18 protein-coding genes, 2 rRNA genes and 1 pseudogene are annotated in these 21,289 nt (G+C 65.5%); 6 read left to right on the forward strand and 15 right to left on the reverse strand.

What is annotated here, in order from left to right; translation table 11 throughout:
- From LX88_RS43155 to LX88_RS43165, 3 genes are all read left to right on the forward strand, one after another.
- A 23S ribosomal RNA gene (locus tag LX88_RS43155) occupies positions 1-112 on the forward strand; the annotation flags it as partial.
- A gap of 112 nt (positions 113-224) precedes the next feature.
- Positions 225-341, forward strand: a 5S ribosomal RNA gene (gene rrf, locus LX88_RS43160).
- Between the two features lie 164 nt (positions 342-505).
- Positions 506-670 carry a hypothetical protein gene (locus LX88_RS43165; RefSeq protein ID WP_258953521.1) on the forward strand — a complete coding sequence of 55 codons (165 nt, stop codon included), beginning with the start codon at positions 506-508 and terminating at the stop codon, positions 668-670.
- Positions 671-672: 2 nt separating this feature from the next.
- Here LX88_RS43165 and LX88_RS43170 read toward each other — a convergent pair whose 3' ends face one another.
- The gene (locus LX88_RS43170; protein WP_258953522.1) at positions 673-1,263 is read right to left on the reverse strand and encodes an LURP-one-related family protein; all 591 of its coding nucleotides are present in this window, start codon (positions 1,261-1,263) and stop codon (positions 673-675) included.
- Positions 1,260-1,619: a nucleotide pyrophosphohydrolase gene (locus LX88_RS43175; RefSeq protein ID WP_090069588.1), complete on the reverse strand. Its 360-nt coding sequence runs from the start codon at positions 1,617-1,619 to the stop codon at positions 1,260-1,262. Before LX88_RS43175 ends, LX88_RS43170 begins: the two co-directional genes overlap by 4 nt.
- An 88-nt stretch (positions 1,620-1,707) precedes the next feature.
- On the opposite strand from LX88_RS43175, the gene LX88_RS43180 reads away from it, so the two are divergent.
- Positions 1,708-2,508 carry a Rossmann-fold NAD(P)-binding domain-containing protein gene (locus LX88_RS43180; protein WP_258953523.1) on the forward strand — a complete coding sequence of 267 codons (801 nt, stop codon included), beginning with the start codon at positions 1,708-1,710 and terminating at the stop codon, positions 2,506-2,508.
- Here LX88_RS43180 and LX88_RS43185 read toward each other — a convergent pair.
- The 7 genes from LX88_RS43185 to LX88_RS43215 all read right to left on the reverse strand — a co-directional run bounded on the left by LX88_RS43185 (position 2,481) and on the right by LX88_RS43215 (position 15,420).
- A complete protein-coding gene (locus LX88_RS43185) occupies positions 2,481-3,398 on the reverse strand; it encodes a hypothetical protein (protein WP_258953524.1) in 918 nt (305 codons plus the stop codon). The two genes, LX88_RS43180 and LX88_RS43185, sit on opposite strands and share 28 nt — an antisense overlap.
- Before the next feature lie 62 nt (positions 3,399-3,460).
- A complete protein-coding gene (locus tag LX88_RS43190; RefSeq protein ID WP_258953525.1) occupies positions 3,461-4,585 on the reverse strand; it encodes a hypothetical protein in 1,125 nt (374 codons plus the stop codon).
- Between the two features lie 20 nt (positions 4,586-4,605).
- Positions 4,606-5,505 carry a helix-turn-helix domain-containing protein gene (locus LX88_RS43195; RefSeq protein ID WP_258953526.1) on the reverse strand — a complete coding sequence of 300 codons (900 nt, stop codon included), beginning with the start codon at positions 5,503-5,505 and terminating at the stop codon, positions 4,606-4,608.
- A 251-nt stretch (positions 5,506-5,756) separates the two neighbouring features.
- Complete coding sequence (locus LX88_RS43200) at positions 5,757-7,874, reverse strand: DEAD/DEAH box helicase (RefSeq protein WP_258953527.1); 2,118 nt, start codon at positions 7,872-7,874, stop codon at positions 5,757-5,759.
- Positions 7,852-9,171 (reverse strand): BREX system ATP-binding protein BrxD, encoded by a 1,320-nt coding sequence (gene brxD, locus LX88_RS43205; RefSeq protein ID WP_258953528.1) that lies wholly within the window; start codon positions 9,169-9,171, stop codon positions 7,852-7,854. The genes LX88_RS43200 and brxD overlap by 23 nt, the downstream gene beginning before the upstream one ends.
- Entirely contained in the window at positions 9,171-11,831 is a 2,661-nt protein-coding gene (gene pglZ / locus LX88_RS43210; protein WP_258953529.1) for a BREX-2 system phosphatase PglZ, read from the reverse strand. The genes brxD and pglZ overlap by 1 nt, the downstream gene beginning before the upstream one ends.
- Positions 11,818-15,420 carry a DUF6079 family protein gene (locus LX88_RS43215; protein WP_258953530.1) on the reverse strand — a complete coding sequence of 1,201 codons (3,603 nt, stop codon included), beginning with the start codon at positions 15,418-15,420 and terminating at the stop codon, positions 11,818-11,820. The genes pglZ and LX88_RS43215 overlap by 14 nt, the downstream gene beginning before the upstream one ends.
- A 236-nt stretch (positions 15,421-15,656) precedes the next feature.
- Between LX88_RS43215 and LX88_RS43220 the strand changes: the two genes are divergently transcribed.
- Positions 15,657-16,196: an IS1096 element passenger TnpR family protein gene (locus LX88_RS43220; RefSeq protein ID WP_258953531.1), complete on the forward strand. Its 540-nt coding sequence runs from the start codon at positions 15,657-15,659 to the stop codon at positions 16,194-16,196.
- Positions 16,197-16,200: 4 nt separating this feature from the next.
- Here the strand turns inward: LX88_RS43220 and LX88_RS43225 are convergent, their stop codons facing one another.
- The 6 genes from LX88_RS43225 to pglX all read right to left on the reverse strand — a co-directional run bounded on the left by LX88_RS43225 (position 16,201) and on the right by pglX (position 21,018).
- Positions 16,201-16,509: a hypothetical protein gene (locus tag LX88_RS43225; RefSeq protein WP_258953532.1), complete on the reverse strand. Its 309-nt coding sequence runs from the start codon at positions 16,507-16,509 to the stop codon at positions 16,201-16,203.
- 34 nt (positions 16,510-16,543) lie between these two features.
- Positions 16,544-16,954, reverse strand: a complete 411-nt coding sequence (locus LX88_RS43230) for a YbaB/EbfC family nucleoid-associated protein (protein WP_258953533.1) — start codon at positions 16,952-16,954, stop codon at positions 16,544-16,546.
- Positions 16,955-16,962: 8 nt separating this feature from the next.
- A complete protein-coding gene (locus LX88_RS43235; protein ID WP_258953534.1) occupies positions 16,963-17,616 on the reverse strand; it encodes a WXG100 family type VII secretion target in 654 nt (217 codons plus the stop codon).
- A 15-nt stretch (positions 17,617-17,631) separates the two neighbouring features.
- Entirely contained in the window at positions 17,632-18,015 is a 384-nt protein-coding gene (locus LX88_RS43240) for a hypothetical protein (protein ID WP_258953535.1), read from the reverse strand.
- 103 nt (positions 18,016-18,118) lie between these two features.
- Positions 18,119-18,313, reverse strand: a complete 195-nt coding sequence (locus LX88_RS43245; RefSeq protein ID WP_258953536.1) for a helix-turn-helix domain-containing protein — start codon at positions 18,311-18,313, stop codon at positions 18,119-18,121.
- Positions 18,256-21,018 carry a BREX-2 system adenine-specific DNA-methyltransferase PglX gene (gene pglX, locus LX88_RS43250; protein WP_258953537.1) on the reverse strand — a complete coding sequence of 921 codons (2,763 nt, stop codon included), beginning with the start codon at positions 21,016-21,018 and terminating at the stop codon, positions 18,256-18,258. The genes LX88_RS43245 and pglX overlap by 58 nt, the downstream gene beginning before the upstream one ends.
- On the opposite strand from pglX, the pseudogene LX88_RS43255 reads away from it, so the two are divergent.
- Positions 21,005-21,289, forward strand: a pseudogene (locus LX88_RS43255) (IS982 family transposase); the annotation flags it as partial. The gene pglX and the pseudogene LX88_RS43255 overlap by 14 nt on opposite strands.

Genomic DNA, 21,289 nt, shown 5'->3' on the forward strand with positions numbered 1-21,289 from the left:
CCACTCTTCGTGAGTTAAGGCCCCCAGCTAGACCACTGGGTTGATAGGCCAGAGGTGGAAGACCGGTAACGGTTGGAGCTGACTGGTACTAATAGGCCGAGGACTTGTTACAAAGACGCTACGCATCCACTGTGCGGTTCTGGAAGAACAACCAGGACCGATCGAACCCGCCGGCAGGCTTGTTTGCTGCTGGTGTCGGGGTTCAGGTTGTAATTTCATAGTGTTTCGGTGGTCATAGCGTTGGGGAAACACCCGGTCCCATTCCGAACCCGGTAGTTAAGCCCTTCTGCGCCGATGGTACTGCACTGGTTACGGTGTGGGAGAGTAGGTCGCCGCCGAACTTAATTTGCCCTGCGGGTTGAGCGCCACAAGCGCTCCCCGCAGGGCTTTTTCATGTCTGCGTGCATGTGGCGCTGTGTTCATTGAGCGGCTGTCCGGGTGATGAGACCCCGGCGAGCGGGTGACGTGAGTCAAGCTCGGGTTGTTCCTCCCTACCGTGATCGTCATGAACGAGCAGCGGGCCGGGGAGGCACCTTTGCGGTGGCGAGCGCGCAGGAGGCGGGGCAGGCACGCCCGCGAGCCCGCGCCGTCCTCGCAGTCGATCCTGCCCGCAGTGCTCGGCGTCGTGCTGCTGGTGTGCCTGATCCTCCTCCTGCTGACGTACGTCTAGTCCTAGCGGGACTGCAGCGCGTCGAGCGCCACGGCCTGAGCGATCACGAGCCGGCGGTCGACGCCAGGATCCTGGATCGAGACCAGGTAGTGGTCACGAAGCCAGGTCTTCTTGTCGACGCTGAACACGGACGCGCCGTTCTCCGTGACGAAGTCAAAGTGATACCGCATGGGGAACGGCGCATCTCCGATCACCGGGATCCACTGCCACAGCCGGCGGAAGCCCGCGAGGAACTTGTTCCGCTCCGCTCCCGTCGCCTGACCCCAGCCCTGCTGCTCCAGGTGCCAGGTGGAGCGCAGCAGCGACTTGGCGAAGTTCTTGCGGAACAAGCCGATCGACCTGCCCTGCCCGTCCTTGACGTCGTAGCCGCCACCCAGGTCCAGCACCTTGCGCGCGTTGAACTCGAACAGCACCTGGTTCTTCGACGAGTCGGTGTAGATCGTGACCCGCTCCTTGATCTTGAGCCTCTTCTGCTCGGCGAAGCCGACCAACTGGCCCGGTGAGCCGTTGTCGTCGACGAACACCTCGTACCGGTTGACCATGAACGTGACCTTCTGGTGCACATGCAGGACGTGCACGTTCTGGAGACTCACTGCTCACCCTTCTCGACAGGCACGGGAATCAGGCTCCCGGACGGGAACCGCCGCTCGTTGCGATCGATCTTGGCGAACGCGGCCTCGACGAGGTCGACACCGAGCTTGTCCGCCAGCCTGGTCAGGTAGTGCATCACGTCCGCGAGCTCGTCGCGGACGTTCCAGGCGAGTTCGGGGTCCTTCATCGCGTCCCGCGCCTCTTCTGGCGTCAGCCACTGGAAGAGGTCGGTGAGCTCGCCGACCTCCGCGGACAAGGCCATCACCAGGTTCTTGGGTGTGTGGTAGCTGTCCCAGTCGCGGGCAGCGGCGAACGCGCGCAGGGCGTCCCTCAGGTCCACGAGATCACGCTGACTCATGACCCACTAAGTACCACGTGGACGAACGAGCAAGGATGGCGGCTAGTCGGGCATGGATCGTCCGCGTCAACGTTGATTAGCTCTAGTCATGTCAACATTGAGCGGAATCAACGCCTCGTCCATCCTCGTGCTCGGTGCCACCGGCAAGACCGGCCGGCGCGTCACCGACCTCCTCGGCTCCGCCGCACGTCCGGCGTCGCGGTCCGCGTCGACGAGGTTCGACTGGTCCGCCCCGGACACCTGGGAACCCGCCATCGAGGGCACGACCGCCGTCTACGTCGTGCCGCCGGAGAACCCCTTGCTGCTGGCCGACTTCGCGCGTGTCGCGGTGAAGGGCGGCGTCACCCGGTTCGTGCTGCTGTCCATGCGCGGCGCTCCCGGTGACGACCCTTTCGAGTCGGCGGTCAAGGAGTCGGGTGCGGAGTGGACGATCCTGCGGCCCACCTGGTTCATGCAGAACTTCGACGAGGACATGTTCGCCGCGCCCGTCCAGCACGGTGAGCTCGCCGTGCCCGCCGGTCAGGGCGTCCACCCGTTCATCGACGTCGTGGACATCGCCGAGGTCGCGGTCGTCGCGCTGACCCAGCCGGGTCACCACGGGCAGACCTACGACCTCAGCGGGCCCGAGGCGTTGTCGTTCGCCGAGATGCTGGCGCGGATCGTCGCGGTGACCGGCAACCCGGTGCTCTACGCGGACATCGCGCCGGAGGAGTTCGCGGCCGCGATGCGCGGGCTCGGCTACCCGGACGAGATCGCCGACCTGGTCACGATGCTGCTCGTGCGCATCCGCACGGGGGAAGAGGCGCACCTGTCCGACGGCGTGCAGCGCGTTCTCGGTCGTGAGCCGCGGACGTTCGACGACTACTTGGGCAGCAGCAAGTTCGCCTGAAGGCCACGGGTGCCCTCGTTGGTGATGACGGCTTCGCAGAGCGCGCGCCCCGTGCGGGCGCGCCACTCCTGGGTCATGTCGCAGTAGCGAAGGCCCATCGCATAGGTGAGCTGACCGATGCACTCGCCTTCCAGGAGCACCTCGAGCGTGTGTTCACCGGTGTGAGACCCCCTAACGATCCTGCAGTCACGGAGTTCGGCGATGACGTGCACGGGCGTGCGGCCGTTGACCACGCGGTGCAGCACGTACTGATGGGCAGTCTCGCCCATGACGGTGACCTGCTGCTCAGCCGGCAACGTCAGCGCCGTGCCAAGTGCTTCGTAGTCGAGCAGCAGCAAGCGCGGGGCGCCGAGGTGCAGGTGCACGCCATAGCGCTGGCCGTTCCCGACGATGCGGGCCGGGCACGAGCCGACCTCGCCGCGGTCGGCCAGGTCGGCCAGAAGGGGCTGGTAGTCAACGGCCTGCTCGCTGCGCAGGTAGCCGGCGGTGACCGCGGTGCCGTCGCCGCGCAGCAGGTCGACCCGCACCGCCGCCCGGTCGTGGCGGCCGGCGGACTCCTGTACGAGCACCGCGGTCGCCAGCGCGGACGTGTCGTCCCTGGGATCGGACGCCGAGAGTGCGACCACCTCGGCGATGGCGTCCTGGTGGTGCGCTTCACCGACGATCGCGATCCGCCCGGCTGTCGACAGGCGGCGAAGGCGCGAACGGGTGCGCGCCGGGACGATCTGATCGGCCGTCTTGTTCTTGGTGCCGATGAACATCAACGCGAACAGCGCGAGACCGAGGACGAAGCCCAGAGGGCCGAAAGCAACGGTCAGAACCAGCGCGAGCACGGCTACGGCGATCAAAACGGCGGCAGGCGAAGGTTCTGTGCGTTGCTGCATCGTCATGGGGCGTCCTCACGACTCGGCTTCCCGTCACTCTCAGTGTCGGTGATGCCGGACGATGCGTTTCACAAACCGCTCGTTTGGCCTAGCGTGACGGGCTGAGGGCTCCAGCCAGTGACTGGACGTCGTCGCGGATCGGGATCGTCCGCCAACGGTGAGTGAGGATTTTCTTCAGCGAGCTTCATCGTGGCGCCAAGGGAAGCCCAGCCGCGAGCGGTGCCGTAGGAGACGCCCCCGAAGATGAGCGCCCCGAAGACGAAGCTCCAGCTGCCGGTGAACGCGCGGAACACCGCATAGCCGGCCATCGCCGCCGTGAGGACGCTGAGCACGAGCATCACGTGATGCATGCCGTGCTTCACCTTCTGCTGGTTCGGCTGCATCGGCTGTGAAGGGCTCAAGTCCCACAGCCTCTTCGCGTTCGCCCAGCGCGAGCTGTCCAGGGGAGGCCGCGGATCTGCCTTCGCGCGCACCTTCGCCCGTTCCAGGACCAGCCGCATCGCCTGCTCGACGTCGTCCACCGGCAGCAGCCACTGCTGCCCGCCACCGATGATCCGCAGCACCGGCCCCGGCGTGATCGTGAGCTCGCTCGTGTTGCCGAACCGCCACTGAGCGGGCGAGGTCACGAGGCCCGCTTCGACGTGACCGATCCGGTCGAACGGGATCGCGACCCGGCCGACCGGCGACTCCTTGTGCCGCGGCGGCGGAAGCTTGTCGAGCAACAACCTGCGTGACTGCACCCGCAGCCGGCCTCCGCCGCGCAGTCCGATGAGGACCTCGACGGCCGAGCGCCGCACGTCGCCGGTGACCGGCCACGTCACGGCCTTCGCCGCGAGCCACGCGAGCCCCCACGCGACCAGCGGCGTCGCCACGGACAGCAAGGACTTCTCCCAGCCCGTCCCGGCGACGAGGCCGACGAAGGCGACCGGCACCGACGGCAGCAACGCGATGCGCGTCCACGCCGCAGTCATCCACCAGAGCACCACGAAGAGCAGCAGTGCCAACGGAACGGGCCAGAACCCGTTGAGGTCGGTGAACTTCTCCGCGAACTCGGCGGCGAAGTCGAACTCCTCCCGCCTGCCGGGCAGTGACCGCTGGAACAGGTACGACGACAGAGTCAGATACCCGAACGGCACGCCGGCGTAGCTGAGCAGGATCAACGGCACGGCGACGAGATACCGCAAGAACATCATGTGCAGGCCCCCAGGTCGGATCAGTTGACCAGGGTAAGGCGTGCACGTCCTCTCGGCCCTGGTTCTCCGCCACCCGGCAGTGCGGTCAGCACGAGCCCGAACACCAGCCCGTTCAGTTCTTCCAGGCCCAGGTTCAGTTCTTTGGCCACGTGCAACGGTGTCGTACCGTTCTCACGGAGAACCCGGAACACCTTCGTGAGCAGCTTCGAGGTCTCGCGCCGCGTCATGCCGCCCGGCACGAGGCTGTGCACGTTCGCCCACTTCGTGAACTGGTCCCTGCCCACGTGCCAGTGCCGGTGGTCGGTGCCGGGCAGTTGTCGCTGGGGCATCAGGAACTCGGCGGCGAACTCGTGCGGCTCGTCGTGCCCGAGGAGCACGGCGAGCTGGACGGCCGCGTCGAACCGGGCCTGCTCCGGCGTCGCCGACGGGGTGAGGAACACGAACGGCGTTCCGTTGTGCCAGCAGGAAAAAGCCACCTGCCCGGTGCAGTCGACCGGCAGCGAGAACACCCGCACACCGTGGGACTCGAGCAACTGCACCATGTTCGGTGCCGGCCCGGTGGCGAGCCGCCACGCGTCACGCGTGCCCTGCGGCGAGGTGCGCGGAGGAGGCAGGTCGGGCTGGGGAAGCACGAACAGCCGGTCCAGCCAGCCGTTGAACTCGATCGCGATCTGCGCCGCCGCCATCGCCTGCGCATCACGCGGCGCGTTCTGCGGCCGCGGCGGTTCCGGCGCAGTCAGGAACTCGGCCGGAAAACCGAGCGCACCCGCCAAAGATTCGATCGTGGCGGCCTTGGGCCTGCGCAGGCCGCGCTCGTACTCGCCGATGGCCTGCACCTGCACGCCCGACTTCCGCGCCAGCTCGGCAGCGGTGAGTCCGCGCCGGGTGCGGGCGAGCGTGAGTCGCGAGGGCGTGAGCATGATCCGGTCATTGTCGTCGGTGACGCGGCGTGCTGCCAGGCGGGTCCCAGACTCTCTGACCGGAGTCGCTGGCGTCGACCCGCCTGTCGGGTGACAGTGCGCGGTCTCATCACGAACTTGCGGAGTCGATGCATCACCAGCCCGGTGAGAACCGTTCTGCTTGGCCTGTTGATGGTCGTTGATCTGTTCGACCAGGGTTCTGGTCAAAGTGCTGATGCAGTTCAGACATGTGCTGCCGATGACTCGCTGGTTCAGCCAGCGTCGTCTTGGACGAAGGTGCGCGGCTCACCGAGAACCGCGCGCATGCTCGAGAAGTCAGCAAGCCGCTCGGCCACCGTCGCGCGTGCGAGCTCGTCCGGGAGCGCAGAAGCGAATTTCAGTCCCTCCACCGCACTGTTGTTCACTTCTGGCATCTTCTCTGTCAGCTGACCGGTGAGTGCGTCCTTGACGTCACCAAAGCTCATGTCGGGATAGAGGCGGATCGAGTGATCCCCGACGCGCTGGCGCTGGTCGACGAGGTCGGGGAGTGAGGCGTGCAGCGTGCGGTTAGCGGCTGATCCCGCCCAGGTCCACCAAAGCATTTCTCCCTTGGGTGATCGTGAGATGACTGTTCCGTCAGCGACCACATGGCTGCCGTGCTCTTCGTGCAGTTCACCGAGGGCGGCCTCTGCACGACGGGTGAGAGCGACACCGTCAGGAGAACTTCCCAACAGTACGGTCCTCATACCGCGGGTAATGGCGAAAGAGAGACCACGGTCGCCTCCACCCCAGCGGGCTCGCCCCGGCAGGTCACTCGGCTCAACGAAGCAGCGCCTCCGCTTCCAGTCGATGTGGTTGACCCGCCAGGCACGACCGGCCAGCAGGAGGACCCGCGGACCTTCCACTTCGACCAGCAGTGCGTCGTCACCGATCTGCCCGATCTCTTCCCTGCCGAACAGAACCAAGAACTCGGGTGCCGCAGTGAACACCGCGGTGAGATCGGAGAAGTATCTACGTCCGAACCGGCGTTCGGCTTCCGGGCCGATGAACGCGAGGTCGCCGTCTCGGTCCAAGAATCCGCTGGTCAGAAGGTGCTTCATGATCACCGCCGAGTCAGGTCCGAACAACGGAAGGTCACCCCAGCTCTCCTGCCAGGTTCTCACTCCGACGGTCTTCTGCTGCAGGGCAAGTGCAAGAACCTGCTGAGCCACGATGTGCCTGGGCGCAACAGGTGCGGTGATGGGTTCGACCCAGCCTTGCGCCCATCGCATCAGCAACCCCGCTGCGTGAAGGACGGCATCCTTTTTCAAGCAGAGGAACAGACAGTTGCGGTTGCTGCCGGCTCTGCGTCCGGTGCGGCCAAGCCGTTGCAGGAAGGAGGCAACGGTCTGCGGGGCGTCAATCTGGATCACACGATCGAGGTCACCGACGTCGATGCCGAGCTCGAGGGTCGAAGTAGCGACGATGACGCAGTCCCGTGCGTCACTGAAAGCTTCCTCGGACCTTCTCCGTTCGGTGGCGGAGAGAGACGAGTGGGACAGGAACGTAGTGACGTCGTTGGCACGCAGCGCGGCGCCGAGCTCCTCGGCACGGCGACGACTGTCCACGAAGACCAGGCGCTTCTCACCGCGGTGCAGGGTGGTGATGACCTTCGCCGCGTTGTCGATGGTGCCGACATGGTCCAACGCGATATCAGTCGTCACCGCGTTTGCCACCTGTGGAGCTACGACCTGGCGAGGTCGAGCACGGTTGCTGCCCTGCAGCCATGTAAGGAGCTCGTCCGGATTGCCCACAGTCGCGGAGAGACCGATGCGCTGCAGCTCCCGCCCAGCGACTTTCGACAGCCGTTCCAGTACCGCCAGCAGGTGCCATCCGCGATCATCGCCGGCGAACGCGTGCACCTCGTCCACCACGATCGTGCGAATGTTGTGGAACGTCTGCCGTGTATCGACGTTGGTCGATACGAGCATGGCTTCGAGTGATTCCGGCGTGGTGAGCAGGATGTCGGGCTGCTCACGAAGGATTCGGCGGCGCTGGGCCTGCCCGACATCGCCGTGCCACACCTCGGCACTCCGGCCCAACCAAGCTGCATAGGAGTTCAGTCGCGGCGTGAGGTTGTTGAGCAGTGCGCGCAAAGGGCACACATACAACACGGAGATTCCGGTCCAGCCTTCCGAGGCCATCCTGGACAGAACAGGAAAGGCTGCCGCTTCTGTTTTGCCGCCTGCGGTCGGCGCGAGTAGCAGACAGTCGGCTCCTGCGAGCACAGGTTCGACCGCTGCGCCTTGCAGAGGTCGAAGACCAGGCCACTGCAACGTGTTCACCACGTGGTGCTGAACAGCGGGATGGAGTGCGGCCAGACCGGTGTCATACATCGAGATCGATGTCATCCGGGCTGACGGCAGCGGCCTCGCGCTCCACGTCGGTGAGTTCGCCGCGATCGATCGTCAGCGCGTAGTCCTTGCGCGGTTTGAAATCCGGGTACTGCTCAACGGTGTCCAAGACGTTCAGGACAAGCTTGCGCAGGAAGAGGCGTGGCGTCACGCCGACCTTGCCTCCCAGGCCGCCGGCGACGGCGTCCGCGAAGGTCTTGAGGTACTCGTCGTCGACCAGCGTTCTCACTCTGTCCGCTGCGGAGGAGCCTGATGCGTACAGGTCCCGCACCCGGCCACCCAGTTCGACGAGTCGGTCGATGGTGAACCCGGACAGTCGGATCTGGGGCGCCCGAGCATTGTCGAACCGTGTGTCCGCCGTGAAATCGGTGTGCAGCCGCCCCGCGAGCGGAGGCAGCAGTTGTACACCCTGGCGTCCGTCGAAGAACGCGGGCGTACCGGTGACAAGCAGGTACAGGCCAGGAAATCTGCCCTTGTCCACCTCGTCGATCAACTGCCGCAACGCGTTGAGCGCCTTGGCCCTGGCGTCGCTGCGCACCCGTTGAAGGGTCTCCACCTCATCAAGCACCAGGAGAAGTCCCGGATGCCCGGCGTCCCTGAGCACGGTCAGCAGGCCTTGCAAGAATCCCAACGCCTGGAAGTGGTCGATGTCGCCCTTCACACCGGCGGCACGCTTGACTCCTGCTGCTACGTGCGGCTGCCCCGCCAGCCATGCTGCAAGGCCGTCGGCTGTCTCTTGGTCGCCGTCTGCCACGGCCTTGCGGTAGCCACGCAGTCCCGCCGAGTAACCAGGCGTCGTGCGGGCGATCTCGCCGAGGCGCAGTTCGAGCAGCGCATCCACCGCAGCACCAAGCTGTCCAGCGTCAGCGCCGTCCACCTCGCCTTCGGCAAGGACGTCTTCCTCCAGTGCGAACATCCAGCTGTCGAGTACCGCACGGAAAGCACTCGGCGGACTCACCGCTGTCGTCAGGTTCTCGCAGAGCCGGCGATACACCGTTTCCAAGCGATGCAGAGGTGTCTCGGTTTCCGAGATCTGAACCTCGCTCACCGCCATGCCGACGGCCTTCGCGCGTTCGGCGAGCCACCTTGCAAGGAAAGTCTTGCCCGCACCGTATTCCCCGCGGACAGCTTTGAACTCCGCACCGCCGGACGAACACGATGACAGCTCTTCGGCGAACGTGGGCGCGAGTCGTTCCAGGCCGACCGCGAACAGGTCGAGCCCGGTCTCCGGGACGGTGCCGCGTCGCAAAGCCGCCAGCACCGCACGTCGGCGCGCTGGGCTGATCACTCCCATCAGCCCTCCTTGGGGAATTGCTCGTCGAGCAACTTCTCGTTGATCAGTACCGTGCGCCCGTTGTCGATCAGGTCGACGACCGGGAACTGGTCGATGTTCAGTACGCGCGCAAGTGCTGCTACCAGGCCCCTGGGATTGCGGCCAGGAGTGCCCGCGGCCTGCAGCACGTCCGCAACGGGAAGTCGTCCGCCCGCGGCCAGCACCGCGTCGACGACGGCGGCGAACACCTCGGATTTGAGTACCCGGTTCGTCGGCTGGCCCTTGTGTGTGTTGATGAACGTCTCCGAGGCAACGAGCTGCGCGCCACGAGACAGCAGAGGCCCGTCGGTCGCGAACAGGTCCGGCTGGTCCGCAGAGGGTTTGCGTGTGCCACGCTTGCTCGTTTTGGTGACAGCCGGGCGCTTCGCCGGTGTGGTTGTCCGCCCGGTCCACCAATCCGGTGCGCCGAGCGAGTTGACGGCCCAGCCGTCCAGTTCATCCGTACCCGGTGGAAGCAGGACTACGAGAGGAATGGCAACCTCCGCGAGGGCGGCACCACCGTGATAACCGTGAGTCCGTGGGCCATAGCGAACGTTCTCGCTCGTGGCGAGTACCGCTGACCCGCCTGGGACCAGCACTCGTCGTCCCGACAACATGACCTCGTCCGAACCGATGTCTCCGCCAGGCAGACGCCACCGCGCACCGCCCGTGCTGTCAGGCCGGTGCGTCGAGCCGTGCTCGAGCACGTGGCCATGATCGCTGGTCATTACCACGACCCAGCCGTTCTCGGCGGCCCTCCCGAGAAGCTGGGGGAGACCGGCGACATGGTCGTACTGCCACGACGGCTCGTCAGCTTGCCTGCCGCGGCTCAGCGCGTCGTCCACCGTGTTGAGCACCACGGCCATGACCTGAGGCTCCTTGTGCGGGACGAACTCCGCGTCGATCTCCGCTCCGAGATCACGTCCGTCGGAGCCGCCGAGTCCGGCCTTGTGCACCAGAACGGCACGGGTTCGAGGCGGCCAGAACGTGTGTTTCGGGAACGCCCGCTGCTCGTCGTCCTGCGTTCCGCTCGCCAGCGAGGCTGTCAACAAAGATGTTCTGCTGTAGGCGGTCTCGGTCGGGAACGCGGCCAGGACCGCCTCACGGCCTCCGTCCGCCGATCGCACGACCTCGGTCCAGCCGAGTCGCCGGTTGTCCGCGATCGAGTTCGCGATCTCGATGGCCGCGGCACCGGACATGCCGTCGATCACGATCAGCAGCACCTTGTGGTCACGCACAAGTGGCGCGATGACCTTGGGCAGGAAGTCCTCGACTGCGCAGATGTCGCCTGGGACTGTTTGCGCCGCTTCGGGAAGACCTCGTACGAACTGCTGATCAACCGCGGCGCGGCGTGCTCCTGCCTTCTTCGCGATCGTGCCGAGCGCCTGCGCAACCACGGAGTTGGACGATCCTCTGCGCACCTGTCCGAGCTCTGCGTCCACCCAGGACAGATCCCTTGCGTGAGCCCGCAACGCGGCGGCAGGGCTCAGCGAATCCGGGGACGGCGTCGACAGCCAGCGCTGCAGTCGTACAGCGGCTCGCATCCGCCGGACGTGGGCGGCCTCGCCAGCCGCGAGGTGGTGCTCGTCCACAACGGACAGCGCGGCTTCGTCGAGGCTCTCCGCCGCACGCTCCAGCCGCGACGTGAACCCACTCGGCAGCACCCGGCTCTGATGGGCTTGGGCGACACCGTTGAGCTGAGCCAGCAGCGTGTCCGCATACCTGATCTGCTGCCACAGGTGATCCGTGCCGGCGTGGATGGCGAGTTCCACGGCCTGTGCTCCCGCTAGCGCTAGATCGTTCCTGCTGGGCTCCACCGAACCGAAGCGGGTATGGATAAAAGCGCCGAACGCTTGCCTGGCATTCGGATCGTCCTCCGGGCTGCGCGCCACCACATCGGCGACAAGGAGTTCGGCGATGAGGTCCTCACGCGTGACCGCTAGCCGCAGCACCACCTCGGCCGCGCGACCGAGGCGTTCGACGAGGTGCTCGGTGATGCCGGCCCGTTCCTCGTCGCCCAGGCCTCGCCACTGCGTCCGGGTGGCCATCTCGTCCAGGGCGGTGATCAAGCCACCGAGGTCGAGCGTCGACGGCTCGACGGACAGCCGGTTCCGCACGACATGGCCCAGCGCGACATCCCGCCCGAACGTGAGGCCGACCATGCTGGGCAGCTGACCGGAGCGAGCGAGATCGACCAGTGCGTCGACGAGCCACGCGTTGTCACCGCCGCGCAGTTGCGGGTCGAGTTGCCTGGCACGCAACAGGTCCTGGAGCAGTGTGTACTTGCTGACGTCGTAGAGCCGCTCCCTGTGCACCCGTGCCATCACGTCGTCACCCAGCTCGCCCGCGTCACGGTCGGTCAGCACGACAAGGACCGTGTAAGCGTCCGACGGCGGCGGTGTCTCTGCCAGCGCGTCGAGGACCGCGAGGACCGATGGGCACGCGACGAAGCGAACCGGATGACTGTGCAGTACATAGTCGGCCGGACCGGTCCACACCGGTTCACCACGGGTGCGGATGCCGATCACCACGCGGCGTCCGACGGCGCTGCGGCTCGGCTCGTTGTCGATGGTCCTGATCACGTCGCCGACCCGGCTGGTGACCGCGTTCTCGATGGCCGAGCCGAGCTCAACCGCGGTCATCCGAGGCCTCCACAACGCGGAACTGAACCTCGATGGTCGCATTGGGGTTCTTCTCGCCGAACGCGCGCAGCTCGGTGAGCACGTCGTTCAAACGACCCTTGGCCTGGCCGGCGCTACGTGACCGTGAAGTAGGCGAGGTACCAGCGGCCGGAGGTGCGGGCGGTGCCGGCGGGGGCGTCGGCCGGACCTGCTCGATGAGGCGGCGCTTCGCAGTGTCCAGGGCTTTGCGCATGCTCGACACGTGTTCGTTCGCGTTCGCGCTCTCGCTCAGGGCTTCCCTGATCGGCTCAGCTGCCGAGTCGTCGAGCCAGCCGAAGATCGCCCAGTCCGCGCCGCGCAACGCACTTGTCACCTCGCGAGCGGTCTCGAGCGACTTGCTCAGGACAACAGGTTCCACACCACCAAGATCGGCCTTCGCGAGAGCGACCACCAAAGCGGTGGGGTCGTTCACCGTGTGCAGCTCGATCAGCAGGTTGCTCGCGGCGACCGCGACCGGATGGCGTCCGTTCGGCTTGTCGTGATCAAGCCCGAGCCGTGCGGAGTACTGGTCGAGCACCTCCACCAGTTCGACCGCGGGTAGCCGGAGCTCTTCGACCTTGCTGGTCAGGGCGCGGGCGAAACGTGCCACGGCACGCGGCGAGATCACGTTCGTCCGCACATCCTTGCCCGTCAGCGCGGCGGCTCGCTTGCAGGCGACGTCCCAGTCGTCGGCCGAAGGCAGCGCCTGCCGGTAGAGCACCATGTCATCGGAGACGGTGTCCGGTGTGTCGGGTGGGTCGATCCGGCGCTCGGCACGCATCCACGCGCGGTGGGTGAGCTCCGCGAACGTCGCGATGACCAGGTTCTCGACGCGGCGTTCCATGCCGAGATCACGAAGCCAGGCACGGACCGTCCGCACCGGAAGGGCGGCGTCGACGAGGTCTGCCTGTGCCGCCCTGCGGTCCAGCTCGTCCGGCCAATGCCTGCTCAGGACGAACGGGCCGTTGTGCTCTTCACCGAGCCGAAGCGGATGAGCGATGCGGCGCAGCGCCTCGCGGTCCGGCTTGTCGACCTCGGTCCGGCCCTCGGGGTCTTCCGCGGCCGAACGGACATGCCGCAGCGTGGTCCGCAGATCGGCGTCGCGAACCACGTCACCCTTGCGCTGCGGGTCGAAGTCGGGATGGTTCGGGTAGGTCGCCGCGTACAGCTGATCCACCAGGGACCGCAGCGCGTCAGCGAACGGCCTGCCGGCATCAAGCCTCGGGTTGACCGTCGCATCCAGACTGGCGAGGTGATCGTGCCAGTCCTGGACGACTTCCTCCTTCGGTCGCGCGACGAGGCCGTACGCGTTCTTCAACGCCTCCCGCAACTCGCTGCGCAACGACCCTTGCAGGTTGCGCAGCAGATCGCGGGCTCGCTGACGATCCTCCGCACCGATGTTGAGGGTGTTCTTCTCCAGGTGGTTGCGATCCTGTAGCAGATAGTCGACGCGGATCAGCCGGCTCAGCTTGTCGAGCACGTCCGCGGTGAAGAATCCAGGCAGCCAGGCCACCGCGGACCGGTTGCCCAGACGCTCCCGCAGCTTGAGCACCCGCGTCCGGTCATCGGCCGCGGAATGCGTCTCCGTGTCGAACGGGAAGTCGAGCAACAACCGCCAGCGGTCCTCCTGCGACGGTTCGAAGACGTCGTCGCGAAGGTCCTGCTGATCACGCACGTTGCCGTACACCAGCTCCAGCATCCGCCGGCTGCCCCGCCAGGCGACCGGGTGCTCCACCGGTATCCCACCGGTGTCCTTGACCCCGAGCTCGTCGAACAGCAGTTCCCGCACCAGCTTGCGACGCGACGCCTGGTTGTCCACTGCGGTCACACGTTCGAGGATCGCGTTGACGTTGACGCCGACGAGGTTGAGCCGGACGGTCGGGTCATTGCCCTCACCGACCTGCAGTTCGGCCACCCGGCTCGCCCAGCTGCGCAGCCTCCGCACCGCCTCGCCGACCTCCTGGCCGGGGATCGGCGTGGTGATCGTGCCGTGGTTGAGCGCCGCAAGCCTGCGTGCCGTCAAGTCGCGCAACGCGTCGACATCCGGCGCGAGCGCGGCCAGCAGCAACGTCTTGATCAACCTGTCGTCGCTGCGGAACGCTTGCAGCAGGCCAGGTTGCGCCTCCGCGTGGCCAGCGACCTGGTCCTCGCGCAGATCCCGGTCACGCAGCAACATCGGCCGCAGGGTCCGCTGGTACAGCGTGCGGGCCTCATCGAACTCGTGCTTGAGCTTCTCGGTGAACGGCTGGTCCGCCCCGTCCGCCACCGCGTCGAAGAGATCACCCAGCGGGACGAGCTGGCCCAGCTTGAACTCGTCGCGCCGGTTCACCAGGATCTGCCGCATCAGCAACAGGGCCGTGCGTTCACGCTGCAGCGCGGAAGACACGTGCACCAGGGTGTCCATGAACGCGGGACTGAACGGATACGTCCGCGCGAACGCGTCGCCGTCGCCCGTGCCGAGCAGTACGTCCCGGACCCAGCCTGGCAGCGCATTGGTGCGCTGGAACGCCTGGTTCAGCACCTCCGCCTTACCCGGCAACGGTTTGAGGACGCGTTCCTGCGCGATCAACGGCAAGTTGCGGTCCTCGAGGGTGATGCGCTCGATGCGGCCGTCCCAGTGGTTCAGCCGGTCGTGGAACGACTGCAGCTCCGCGCCTGTGCGTTCCGCGCCGATGCCCAGTTCTCGCAGATCACGCTGGCGGGCGATGAAACTGATGATCGGCGCGGGGCGGTTCGCGTCGCCGGCCTCGACGAGCTTCGCGACCTTCTCCGTCTCGCGGCTGGTGAACGCCTGGTCGCCGATCTTCCCTGCGAGCCAGAGCACGAGCTCGTCCAGGAACAGCACGATGCCGTCGTAACCAAGTTTTCTGGCGTGCTTGCTGATCGCGGACAGACCCTGGTCCAAGGGGATGAAGGCGTTCGCCGCGCCACGTACCGAGTCGACGTAGCTCGGGAAGTACGCCTCGATGACCTTGGCGATGAGCTCGTTGGACGCGTCGCTGTCGATCGGCGCCTCGAAGCCCTCATCGAGTTTCTCGGCAGTCATCGCCTGCCCGAGGTCGCCCCACCCCGCGTCAGCCTGTTTGGGCAGGCCAGCGAGGAACTGCTCGTCGCCGAGCTTCTCGCGTAGTCCTCGTGCGTCGTCGAGAAGTCCTTGCGCGCGGTAGACCTGCGGAATCGGTTTGTCCGGGTGGTGCTGCCGGACGTGGTGGACGTAGCCGCCGAGGATGGCCGCCTCGAGGCTCTCCGACCCGGTGAGGTGGTACGGGATCAGCAAAAAGCGCCTGGTGCCGAGCCAGCTGTGCCGAGCGACCACATCGCCGAAGTCGCGGCGGTCCAGCGTCTTCTGGTCACCGTCGAGCATGGCGTGCAGCACGGCCATGAAATGGCTCTTACCGGAACCGAACGAGCCATGCAGGTAGGCGGCTTTCGAGCCGTGCTCCTCCAGAGAGGAGTGGATCAGGTCCAACGCCTCGCCGAAGGCGACACGGAGCTGGGGTGTGACCACGTAGCTGCGCAGGGCCTCGTCACGCTTGGAGTCGACACCCGGTGAGCTTGAGGACGAAGTCACCCCGGTGGACGCTGGTCGGGATGTCGATCAGTTCCCTGAGCAGCGGTGATGTGTTCGGCCCGGCCATGGTCACGCTGTGAAACCCCCTGGTTCGCGGTCTGTCGAAACCACCGTAGTGGCTGAGCGCATTCGATCAGGACTGCCTCGGCCATTTGTCGGGGCTATGGCGCCCGGCGTTTCATCCAGCGCTGCGAGATAGTGGCGTCGCTGTTCGTAGGACGTGAGAGGACGTGGTTGTGGCACGCACCTGGCTGTCGATTCGGGTGGAACTCGTTCACGGTCGTGGGGAAGACATCTGGCCGAGGCCGGGCCGTGTCTTCGCCGCTGCCCGATCGCATTCGTTCCTGCAGTTGGCGCAGGCCATCGACACCGCCTTCGCCCGCTGGGACCTGTCGCACCTGCACATGTTCACGCTGGCCGACGGCACGCCGATCAGCATGCTGAATCATTGGGATGGAGTGGAGCTCGAAGGCACGGTGGACAGCCGTACGACCAAACTGAGCCACCTGAAGCCGGGCGACCAGTTCGCGTACGTCTTCGACTTCGGTGACGACTGGGCGCATCTCTGCACCGTCGGCGCAGAACGCATCGACCCTCTCGACCAGCTCGGAATCCTGCCGGACCGGCCGTTGCCGTTCTGGGGCTGGGGTGCGATGCCTGACCAGTACGGGCGCCGCTGGGCCGATGACGATGGTTCCTCCACGGTGCCGAAGCGGCCGAAGAACACGCTGAGCGACCTGCCGCCGATCCTGCCCTGGTGGGGTCCGCGGCGCTGATCCGTCAGGCGGCCCGGGACTCGCGCACGTCTCGGGCCGCACGGACGAGGACGAACACGCTGATCGCCGCGCCGATCACAGCGAACACGAAGGTCGCCACGGATGGGCTGATCGGCAGTTCAATTGTCACCGAACCACTGCGGCACAACACAGCGGGCGTGCTGTCGAGCTGCAACTCCGAGGTGAAGCCAGTGCCTGCACGGATCTGCTTGATCGCGTCGTCTTCGCACCACCCGCGGAGCGAGATGATCTGGGCGATGCTGGTGAAGGCCAGCACGACGAACGTGGCGAACACGAACGCAGCGGCGACCACGACGGCGCGACGGGAAGAGTGAGTTTTCGACATATCAGCGCAGATGGCTCCGGTTCTCGAACCACTCGTCGTCATCGGGACGGAGGGGTGCCGCTCGCTGCTCCACCGCCGCCGGTTCAGGAGCGCCGGCGACGCGTTGCTTGAGCTGAAGGGCGTTGTCGAGCTCCTGCACCAGATCAGCCATGCTGAAGTCGAGCGACTCGGAAGCGCGCTTGGCGGCCTCGTGCGCGGCCATGATCTCGGCGGTGAGCCACGGCTCCCCACCTTCGTACGTCGTGTTCGGTGCCAGGTGCACGCGCACCAACTTGCCCATCATGTCCACCCACACGGTGACCGCTCCTGTGGGTGACACGCCTTTGTACTCGCTGAACAAGGCTTTCTCGGGGTCGCGCCGGATCTTGGCGAACCGCTCCTGTGCCCGCGCCACCATTTCCTGCGGATCCATGACCTCTCCTAGGGCTGCAGCTTGCCGAGCGACTCGATCGACTTGAGCGCGGCCGCGGACGCCTCGGTGCACTTGGCGATCTGCTCGTCGGCCTTGAACTTCTGCGAGTGCCACCACGCGGCCATACCCACCAGGACACCGAGGATGCCGAGGATCAACCCGACGACCGCGCCGATTCCCGTGATACCGACGATGATGCCCGCGATCACGCTGATGACACCGATCGCGAAGCCGATCGCGCTCCAGATGTTGTTCCACAGGTCGGAGACCTTGAACTCGAAGCCATCGGCAACGTCGACCAGCGCCTGGCCGACATCGTGCGCGGGCTTGCGCATGTCGCTCAACGCCTGCTTCATCTTGCCGATCCGCTCGGTGTAGGCGTTGTTCGCCTCACCGGTCCAGGCTGATGCCTGGTTGGCCGCGGTCTCCAGGCCTCGGACGCATCCGTCGATCGCGCGGCCCAGATCATCCGCGCCGTCGGACTGCCCGGTGCCCCAGACGTCCTTGCCGATCCTGCGAAAGGCATCCGGGTCGATGTCCTTGACGATTCTCAGCGTGGACTCGATGGAAGGCAGCCCAGCACCGTGCTTCTTGGCGAACCCGTCGATCTCTCTAGCGTCCGAGAGCAGCGAGTCCGTGATCACCTGCTGTAGAAAGCTCACGTCACTCTCCCCTCGTCATTCCGGATACGTCCTGCGCAGGCTGTCTCCGACAAGCCGTTCGGCCTCGAGGTATTCCTGCTGCGTCTTGTGGACGACGTCGATCGCGGTCTCGATCGTGGTGTGCACGCGGTTGATGAAGTCGTGCATCGTCTGACTCGTCGCCGCGTAGTCCTGATCGACGAACTTCGTCAGGGCCATGATCGCCCCACCGACGGTCTCCTCCACGTTCTCGTAGGGACTGACCGACTGCACGGTCATCGTCCCTTCGAGACTTGCTTTCGCCTTGAAGTCACGCAGGCCCAACGCATCGCTCGCACCTTTGAGCGTGATCTTCAGCTGATCGAACTCAGCCGGATCGAGCGCGTATCCCTTCCCAGGCTGACTCACGCCGTACGCCACCCCCTGTGATCATCTGATCTCTGAATGTAACAGGGGGTGCGTCGGTCGGCCCGCGGTTCGGAGAAAGAGGGTGTGGGGCGAAATTGATCGCCCCACACGCCGGTCACCCTGAGGCGAGCTCGTACCTCGTTCCGCGCTTCTGCCCGGTCTGAACGAGGTCACCGCGTTCGACGAGGTGCTTGAGCAGTGCCCTGGTGGCTGGCGTGGACAGCCCCGTGACCTCCACGGCCTGGGCCGTCGTCATGGGCCCATGGATCGCGAAGTCGACCACGACCTGGATCTGCTCGGAGGTGAACACGACGTCGACCTTCGCCCGGGGCGCCGCCGCCTTCTTGGCTCGGCCCGCCTTGCGAGGGAGCGGCGCGACGTCCACGCGTCCCTTCGGCTGCCAGGCCCGCAGATCCTCACGGGGAATGTGCAGCTCACCCAACTGGCCTTCGAGGAAACCGTCGTAGATCTCGAAAGCGATGCACCGAACGCCGGATCGATCTCGCCGTGCCACTGCTTCACCCACGGCAGGACCTCGTCGAGACCGGCGAGCAACGGCAGCAGCCGTTCACCGTCCCACCCGTCCTCACCGTGGCGGGCGGCGATCAGCACGGCGAGTGCGTGCGCCTGCTCGCGGTGGTCCCAGCCGGCCCACCCGAGCAGCAGGCTGCCGTCGCCGTCGCGGGTCGCGGTGGGGTAGGAGATGAACCGCTCCTTCGGCACGTCGAGCTTGCCGCGGTGGCGCCAGTACGAGGTGCGAAGGAAGTCGCCGGAGCCGTACTTCGGCGGTACGGGGATGTCGCCGAGCCTCTCTTTGACGGCGTTGCGTACTGCGGGGTCTGTGACTTCCTTGCCGAGTTCCGCGGCGATGGCGTCTTCCTGGCGCTGCAGGTTCCACACGTGTTCCCAGTCGGCGCGCCTGCGCAGGCCTGCTGGCTTGTAGCGGTAGACGGGGAGGAACGGGACGTGCTCTTCGTCGATCAGTTGGGCAACGATCTCGGCCGGGTCGGCGTCCTGGTTACCCAGTGTGTCCGTTGCCCACAGGCGGGCCACCTCGGTGAAGTCATCGTCCGTGCGGATCAGGTCGGTCAGTTCGGAGACTGAGCGCATGGTGGGCTGCTCTACGCCGTTGGAGTCTTCGGCGAACCACAGGTGGCGTGCTTCCAGGCGGTCCTGCAGCCACTCGCGCAGGGCTCGTTCCTGCTGCTTTTCCCAGGGCTCGGTGGCCCAGCGGCGTTTGCACTCTGGGCGTTCGATCAGGGCTATGTCGCGGCGCTTTTCGATTAGCGCGATTCGGGCTTCGACTACGCGGCGGTACTCGTCAGGCCAGTGGGCGGGTAGCTCGGTGATCGGCGTGGATCCGTGCCGAGCGAACCACTGCGTCTCGATCTCACCCGCCGACATCCTTCGGGCGAGCACAATTTCGAACGCCCGCTCGCCCAGGTTGATGACCGGCACGGTCGCTGGAATGGGAGTGACCACCTTGGCTGCTTCTATGTCGGACAGCAAGCCATATCGCTGATAGGCGTCCCAGTCCAGCTCTTCCTGGTCTGCGATCATTCGAGAGCGCAGAGCTGCATAAGCAGATTTGGCCAAACTCAAACTGTCGCGTGAGGGAACTTCGCGTTCTGCGACAGCCGTAGGTGTTTGTGAAGCGGCTTGCTGTGCGGTCATGTTTATTGCATGAGCGTGCTCAAGAGGTAGCTTCGTCGGAAGTGGAAACTGTTCGACCTTGGTTCCGCTGAATTGGAAGAACCGCTCCCATCCGGAGCTAGTTATGCCGCCGCCCTCGCCTCTGTTTCCCTTGTCGTGGCTCACCTGCTTCAGCCAGAAGCAGGCTGTTGAGGAGTTGAGTATGCCGAGTAGGGCTAGGTGGTCGTCTTTGTTTGCGATCTCGGGGAGATTGATTGCGGGCGCGGTCTGCTTGAATACCTTTCCTCCGTGGTCAAGGACGAAATGGTTGTGTGTCGAGACTTCGGCGTACGACACTGACAAATGTGCTCTATAGCGACTAGGGAAGAACATGCTGTGATCGAGCCAGCGAAGACCACGTTCGTGTGGTCGCTGTCCGAAGTCAACGCGTTCGCGCAGGAGCAATCGTAGTGGCCAGAGATGCCTGTGAAATGCGTGCGACGCCGTCCTTGTGCTACCGTCCGCATTGTATGGGAAGAGTGTGAACGTGTCGATCTGCAAAGAGAAGTCGCGGACACCGTCGCCCAGAACGACGGGCACCATCTCCCCTATCAGGCTTCGGCGGCGAGCAACACGACGCGGCAGGTAAAATGCTTCGTCCAGGCCTGTGTGTGTTGTGCGACCAATGACAACGTTTCTGGAAGAAAGCGTGAGCTGTTGGTTGTCGAGATGCTCAAGTAGTTCTGATGCGCCGCCGCCGCTGAGTGACCAGGGATGTTGCGCGAGTCGGAGGCGGGGAAAGTTGGAAACACTCACCCACTCGGATTCGCTGCCAACCTTTTCGATCTGGTTGCGGATCGCCGTCCACACGAGGCCTTTATCGGGTTTGGCCGGTTGAGCTGGCTCCCCTCGGATGCCGAGGACAGCGCGCACCGGTTGATTGCGGTCAGGGGAGCGGCGGCTGCCCACCAAAATGACTGTTGGGGTGCCGTGTCCGGGTATGAACGCGCCCGACGTGTCGATTACGTGAGTTAGATCGATAGTCGGCAAAAACTCTTGCACGAGCTTCGTTCCGAACTCGCGTTTCATGAACCCATTCGAAGTGATCTGGCCGACAATACCTGCGCCGCGGCCGTCGGAACCGGCTCGGCGCGCGAGATCAAAGAAGCGTTGCGCGAACGGCACCGTGAGCTGAAACTGGCGATGACATGCTGAGTAGGTGCGGCGGTATTCACCATTCAGTGCAGAGTCGCTGACCACGATGTATGGCGGATTGCCGACAACGACGTGGTAGGCAGCCTCCTCTAGATGAGTAAGTCCAAGGGGTAGGCGCCTAGAGACGCGAAGCGAGGGTGTCGATGTACGGGTTGTGACGACCGACATTGACACCCTCGCGACCGCACTTTACGTCAGAACCGACGACTTGCTCAGGGCGCAACCTCGATTAGCGCCGTGGCGGCCGAAGGTCGGCATCGTGCCCAGCCTGACCGATGCCGAACTGGTCACCCTCGCGGTGATGCAGGCACTGCTGGGCCACACCTCCGAAGCCCGCTGGCTGCGCTACGCCCACGCTCATCTGGGGCACCTGTTTCGGTACCTGCCTCAGCAGTCGGGTTACAACAAGCGGCTGCGTAACGCCGCCGGACTGATCAAG

Source organism: Lentzea californiensis (assembly GCF_024648825.1).
Taxonomy (GTDB): Bacteria; Actinomycetota; Actinomycetes; order Mycobacteriales; family Pseudonocardiaceae; genus Lentzea; species Lentzea californiensis.